Below are 6437 nucleotides of genomic sequence, written 5' to 3' on the forward strand. Positions count from 1 at the left end.
CGCCAGCAGCGAGCCATAGGCCAGGGCACGACGCCAGCTGTGCGCCACCGCAAACGCCGCTGGGGTGGCTGCCCCATCAGGGCGGGGCGCCAGCTTGCTGACCAGCAGGGTGGTGACACTGCCTGAGGCGAGCACGCCGAGAACCAGCCTGGCCAGGTCGCTGCTGGTGGGAGTGGCTGCCAGCGGACTGTTGGTGACCAGCAGGCAGAGGCTCACCACCATCAGCCAGTAGACCGGCTGCAGCTGCCAGCGGGCGCTCAGGCCCAGGGCGAGGGCAGTGAGGGCCATCACGACGGTGCCGGCAGCCGGATCGCCCTGGCTCAGCACGGCCGGGATGGTGAGCACCGCCAGGCTGCCAACACCCAGCAGGGCCTGACGCCAGCCCAGCTTGATCCCAATCACCAGGGTGGCCAGGCTCGCCAGGCTGAGCAGGCCCACGGCCCGTTCGATGCCAAGCCCGCGGGCGATCTGCTCCGTCAGCACCAGGCAGAGCACCACCACAAGCACCAGCACCACGGCCCGCGTGCGTGATGTCATCCCAGGCGGCCTCGTTCGACGGGTAACCCAGTCAACTGCCCCACGGGTCAACCCATCGGTCTGGACTCGCGTCTGTTCCTTGCGGCGTTTCAACAGGGTGCCCTAGCTGCGGTCGTTAAGCCGTGACGGGGATGAGAGGGGCCGCAGCTGCGGATGCGAAAGTAGATCGAGATGGCATGCGTTAGATCCGGCTGGACCTCGCCTCCATTCATTTCCCACTCCAACGCGCATTCATTCCGTGGCAACGTCCGCAGGCCAAGTCGCTCCGGATCAGACAGCCGAACATCAACGATTGAAGGAGGCCAACGAGGGCCTCCAACCGTGGCGCAAGTGGGGCCCCTATCTGAGCGAACGGCAGTGGGGCACGGTGCGTGAAGACGACAGCCCTGATGGCAATGCCTGGGAATCCTTCAGCCACGATCAGGCCAGATCACGTGCCTATCAGTGGGGAGAAGATGGCCTGGCAGGCATCAGCGACGACCGCCAGCTTCTTTGCTTTGCTCTGGCACTCTGGAATGGCAAGGATCCGATCCTCAAGGAGCGACTCTTTGGCCTCACCAATAGCGAGGGAAACCATGGCGAAGACGTCAAAGAATATTACTACTACCTGGACTCAACGCCAACGCATTCCTACATGCGGTACCTGTACAAATATCCACTGAATGCCTACCCCTACAACGACCTTGTTGGCACCAGCAAAGCCAGGTCGCGATACGAGCCTGAATATGAGCTGATCGATACGGGGATCTTTGACAAGAATGAATATTGTGATGTCGAAGTGGAGTATGCCAAGGCTGGGCCAGAGGATGTACTGATCCAGATCACGGTGCACAATCGCTCCAATGAAACGGCCAAGCTTGCCGTGCTGCCAACCCTCTGGTTTCGCAATACATGGGATCAAGGCAACACCCCAAAACCCTTGATCAAGGCAGAGCCTTGCCATGCAGGCCAAGGGAGACTCTACGCAACGCATCCCGACCTTGGTGATTTCGCGCTGCACTGCAACGGGGCCGATGAACTGGTGTTGACGGAGAACGAAACGAACACTGAGGTCATCTTCCAGCAACCCAACCCATCCCCCTACACCAAATGCGGCATCAACCGCTACGTGGTTCAGGGCGAGAGCGCAGCCGTCAACCCTTCCCAGCAAGGCACCAAAGCATCCGCCATTTACAACCTCTCGATTGGTGCCCATACCTCACGCACCATCAAGTTGCGACTGACCAAGTCAACACCTGAAACACAGAACAACTCTGCCGATCAAGATTTTGATCAGATCTTGGATTGCAGAAAACAGGACTGCGATGACTACTACGCCAGGGTGATGCCAGCTGGATTCAGCGCTGAGCAAAAGCTGGTGTTCAGGCAGGCGATGGCAGGGATGCTGTGGTCCAAACAGTTCTACAACTACGACATCACACCCTGGCTCCAGAAACGGGGCATTGATCCACTGGGTTTCAACGACGGACAGGGTTTCAGGAATCAGCAGTGGCATCACATGAACAACAGTGATGTGATCTCCATGCCAGACAAATGGGAATATCCTTGGTACGCGGCCTGGGATCTCGCCTTTCACACAAGCACTTTAGTTTTTGTCGATCCAAGCTTCGCCAAGCAACAGCTCAGCTTGATGCTGAGCAGCCAATATCTACACCCCAACGGGCAAATTCCTGCCTATGAGTGGAACTTCGGCGATGTCAATCCACCCGTGCATGCCTGGGCGACTTTCAATGTCTACCTATCCGAAGCGGCACTCCATGGCCAAGCTGATCATCAGTGGCTGAAAGAAAGCTTTCACAAGCTTCTCATCAACTTTACCTGGTGGCTAAATCGAAAAGATGCCAATGGCAATAATGTGTTTCAAGGCGGCTTTCTTGGTCTCGATAATATCGGCATTTTTGACCGCACTGAATCACCAGAGATGGGCGGTAGCCTGGAGCAAGCTGATGGCACAGCGTGGATGGCTTTATTTGCCCAAACCATGGTGCAAATCTCTGTCGAGCTGGCCCGAAAAGATGAAACGTATCGAGAATACCCAGCCAAATTTATGAGGCAATATGTCTCAATCGCCCATGCAATGGTCAATCGCAATGCGAGCGAAAGTATGTGGGATGATCAGGATGGATTTTTATATGATGTACTCCGCAAAAGCGACGGCAGCTCAACACGCCTGAAAGTTAGGTCCATGGTCGGCTTGATTCCACTGTGTGCCGTACAGGTGCTCGAGCAAGATGTCATGGAGAGGCTTCCTGAGCTCAACGATCTGCTACTTCGGATGCAAGAAAAATTTCTAGATCTACGCAGCTTTTTTCACGATGTGAGGCTTAAGGGGTATGCCGACCGGCACATGATGTCAGCTCTCGATGAGACCAATTTGCGCCGTGTGCTGAAGATCATGCTCGATCCCGATGAGTTCCTCGGAGACTTTGGCATTCGCTCGATCTCAAAACGGCACGAAAGTGCCCCCTATCGCTTTGTCCATAATCAACAGGAGTTCGTTGTCCAATACCTGCCGGCCGAGTCCGATTCAGGTCTTTTTGGCGGCAACAGCAACTGGCGCGGTCCGATCTGGATGCCAGTTAACTACATGATTATTCGCTCCTTGTGTGTCTACTTCTGTTACTACGGCAAAGACTTCAAGGTTGAATTCCCAACCGGCAGCGGCCAATTGGCAAACCTCTATGAGATCGCCGAGCAACTCGCGCACAGGCTCGTCTCCATTTTTACACGCAATGCTGAAGGTCAAAGGCCAGTTTTTGGCAGCCAGCAGACCTTCCAGAGCGATCCCCACTGGAAGGATTATCTGCTGTTTCATGAGTACTTCCATGGTGACAATGGGACCGGCATTGGCGCCAGCCACCAGACCGGCTGGAGTGGTCTGGTCGTTAATTTGAGCCACTATTTCGCCGTTAATACCCAGGAAAGCCTGTTGGCCCGTGGCCTTACGGGACCAGCGCCTAATGTGCATCAGGGCGTCCGCTGAGTCAGAGGTTCTCAGCCCCATGAGCCCTCCCCCTACCAGAGCCCTGGCGGTGCCCTTCCTCGGGGTTCTGGCCGGCCTGCAACTGATTGACCCGAGCGTCGCCAACACAGCCCTGGTGAAGGCCGGCCAAGCCCTTGAGATGCAGGGCGCCACGTTGGCCCTGGCTGCCAGCATCTCGACCCTGGCTCAGGCGGCCACCGTGCTGCTGATGGGCTTCCTCGGGGATCGCCTGGAGCGCCGGCAGGTGTTGATGGCCGCCTTGGTGATGCTCATTGCCGGCGATGGGATCGCCATGGCGGCGCCCCATGCAGGCCTGTTTCTGTTGGGTCGTGCCGTGGCGGGCATCGCCGCCGGTGCCGTGCTCGTGCTGTCCTTTGCAGCCATCGGCGTCGTGAGCCGTCCCGACCAGCTGGGCAAGGCGTTGGGCGTGTGGCACCTCTGCACCATCACTAGCTTTATCGCCGCCTCACTCATGGGTGGCCTGTTGGCCAACAGCAGCTGGCGTCTGGCCCTCGGCCTGGTGCCCCTGGTGGCGCTGCTCTGTCTGCCATGGCTGCCCGTGCTGTTGCCGCCGATGCCCGCCAACGCCAAGCTCAGGCCCGACTGGCCAGGGCTGATCAGCATCGCTGGGGCGATGGTGCTCTTTTTGAGCGGTGTGAGTCACGCCGTCAAGGGATTCGGCTCGCCCCAGTTCCTGGTGCCCACCCTGTCTGGGATGGTGCTGTTCGGCGTGCATCTGCTGATCGAGCGCAGCCGTCAGGAGCCGATCTTCCCGGTTGCGCTGTACCGCCGTGGTTGCTTCACGGCGGCGATCGTGAGCGGCATCGCCGGGAATTTCGCCTGGGCCGTGGTGCAACTGCAAACGAGCAATTTCTGGCAGCTGGTGCAGCACTTCAGCACCGCTCAGGTGGCCCTGGCCCAGCTCCCCCTGCTTGTTTGTTGTGCCGTTGGCGCAGTGCCGGCCGGCCGGCTGATGGGGTCCAGTCGCCGCACCACCCAGTTGATGGCTGCTGGCACCGTGTCTCTCGTGCTCGGGCTGCTCTGGTTTGCCGCGATCCGCGCCGACAGCTCCTACAGCTCCCTGGTGATGCCGATGGTGCTGGTGGGCAGTGGTCTGGCCTTCATGGCCGTCCCCCAGGCGGCGTTGTTCGTGCAGGAGGCTCCGCCAGGCTCGCTCGGCCCCGTCACGGCCTTTCGGACTACTAGCGGACAATTTGGCTTCGCCTTGGGTTTCGCCGCCAGCGGCGCGATGGTGAATGGCTTTGGTGCCGCCAACCTGCATGAACAGGTGCTGAAGCTGGGCTCCACAACCGTTTGGAGTTCCGAACTCGAAGCCAAGGTGCGGGCGGCCCTGGGCAGCGGCAGGCTGAGTCACGCTAAAGGCTTGCCGGCGCAGGCCCTCCAGCTGATGAGCGACACCTACGCCAGTGGCCTGGCGGGCACCATGCTCGTCACAGCTGTGCTGGTGGGATTGCTCGGCGCGATCAGCCTGCTGTTGCTGGTGATCGGCCACCAGCAAAAGGCTGTTGAACAGGGAGCTCGGGCCTAGGGCGTCTCTGCCCCGGGTTCATGGCCTTGGGTGATGGCTCCCACAAAGGAGGCATGGTCTGCCTCGGCCAGATCCGCATGGTGCATGGCCTGCTCCAAAACACCCTGGGCAAAGTGCTTCGGGTCATCGATATGGGCGGCAATGGCACGGCGGTCGCCGCCTCTGGCATGGGCCTTGGCCAGCGTCCAGCCGCAGAGATTGCCGTAATCCTTGAGGCCATCGCCATCCAACTGGGCCACATCCACCGATCCCTTCCAATCGCGGAAATGGCGAACATAGATGTGATCACCTGCAGGGTTGGTGCACCAACCCAGAAAGGGATCACTGGCGGTTTGCAGCAACCGCTGCCCTTCCACCACCCGCTGACCTTGATGCTCCGGTGCAGGCAGATTCACGTAGGGAGCCAGCACGGAGGGTTCGGCTTGCTTGCCCTGCAGCACTAGGACGTCCTCAGGGTGCTGGCCCACGAACAGGTTGATGCCGCAGCGGGTGCCGATGGAACCCACGCCCACCGCCTTAAGGGCGGAATCTTTGTGCTGGTAGTGGCCCATCAAGTGCTGCATGGTCGAGGCCATCGAGCCCATGTAGCTGCGCAGGCCGTTCTGCGACCAGTCATGCCAGTCCATGCCCGCCAGCCATTCTGGATCAAGGGCGTCAAAGCGCCAGATCAGCGGCGGCTGATGGCGGAAGCGCAGCGCACCGCTGCCATCGGCCTCGCACAATTTGCGCACCGCCTGGCGACTATCCCGTTGCAGGGCGGCCGCCGTCACCTTTTTCAGGTGACCGCGAAAGTTGGCACTGGCGTGTTCGTCGATCAGGCGCTCCAGCGGCAGCTGGGCAACCCACATCGGGATCTGAGGCATGGCAGCAAACTCCGCCATCGCCTCGCCATAGGCGCGCACCGTGCGGCGGCAAACCCTGCTCTGCTGCTTCTCGCTCAGCCCCAGGCTGCGGGCTGCCAACACGAAACTGGCAGCCAGCCGCTGCACATCCCACTCAAAGGGCCCGGGGTGGGTTTCATCGAAGTCGTTGATGCCGAAGAGCAGGTGCCGTTCGGGGGAGCCGTAGAAGCCGAAGTTGAGCAGATGGGCATCGCCGCAGAGCTGCACCATCAGGCCCGAGTGGGGGTGGCGGCCGAGGTCGGCGGCCATCACGATGGCGGCGCCGCGGAAGAACGCGAAGGGGCTCTCCGCCATGCGGCGCCTGCGTTCGGGCAGCAGCCAGGGCAGACGGGTGGCCTCCTGTTGCCGGAGAAGCGCCAGCGGATCGGGCCGCTCCATCGACGTGGTCATACCGCAATGGGGGCATCGTCCCCCTCAGCGTGGATCGGCACCCCCGATTTGGCAGCCTCTCGCCTTGGTGCTAACT

Annotated in this window: 4 protein-coding genes; 2 read left to right on the forward strand and 2 right to left on the reverse strand. The window is 60.3% G+C overall.

Annotated elements, in window-relative coordinates; genetic code table 11:
- A partial coding sequence (locus tag KBY71_RS14205; protein ID WP_254929544.1) for a hypothetical protein occupies positions 1–537 on the reverse strand: 537 nt, incomplete at its 3' end.
- Positions 538–775: 238 nt separating this feature from the next.
- On the opposite strand from KBY71_RS14205, the gene KBY71_RS14210 reads away from it, so the two are divergent.
- Positions 776–3520, forward strand: a complete 2745-nt coding sequence (locus KBY71_RS14210) for an MGH1-like glycoside hydrolase domain-containing protein (protein WP_254929545.1) — start codon at positions 776–778, stop codon at positions 3518–3520.
- A 19-nt stretch (positions 3521–3539) separates the two neighbouring features.
- Positions 3540–5069 (forward strand): MFS transporter, encoded by a 1530-nt coding sequence (locus tag KBY71_RS14215; RefSeq protein ID WP_254929546.1) that lies wholly within the window; start codon positions 3540–3542, stop codon positions 5067–5069.
- Here KBY71_RS14215 and KBY71_RS14220 read toward each other — a convergent pair.
- Positions 5066–6361 carry a DUF2252 domain-containing protein gene (locus KBY71_RS14220; RefSeq protein ID WP_254929547.1) on the reverse strand — a complete coding sequence of 432 codons (1296 nt, stop codon included), beginning with the start codon at positions 6359–6361 and terminating at the stop codon, positions 5066–5068. The two genes, KBY71_RS14215 and KBY71_RS14220, sit on opposite strands and share 4 nt — an antisense overlap.
- Between the last annotated feature and the right edge of the window lie 76 nt (positions 6362–6437).

Source organism: Cyanobium sp. T1B-Tous (genome assembly GCF_024345475.1).
GTDB lineage: Bacteria > Cyanobacteriota > Cyanobacteriia > PCC-6307 > Cyanobiaceae > Cyanobium_A.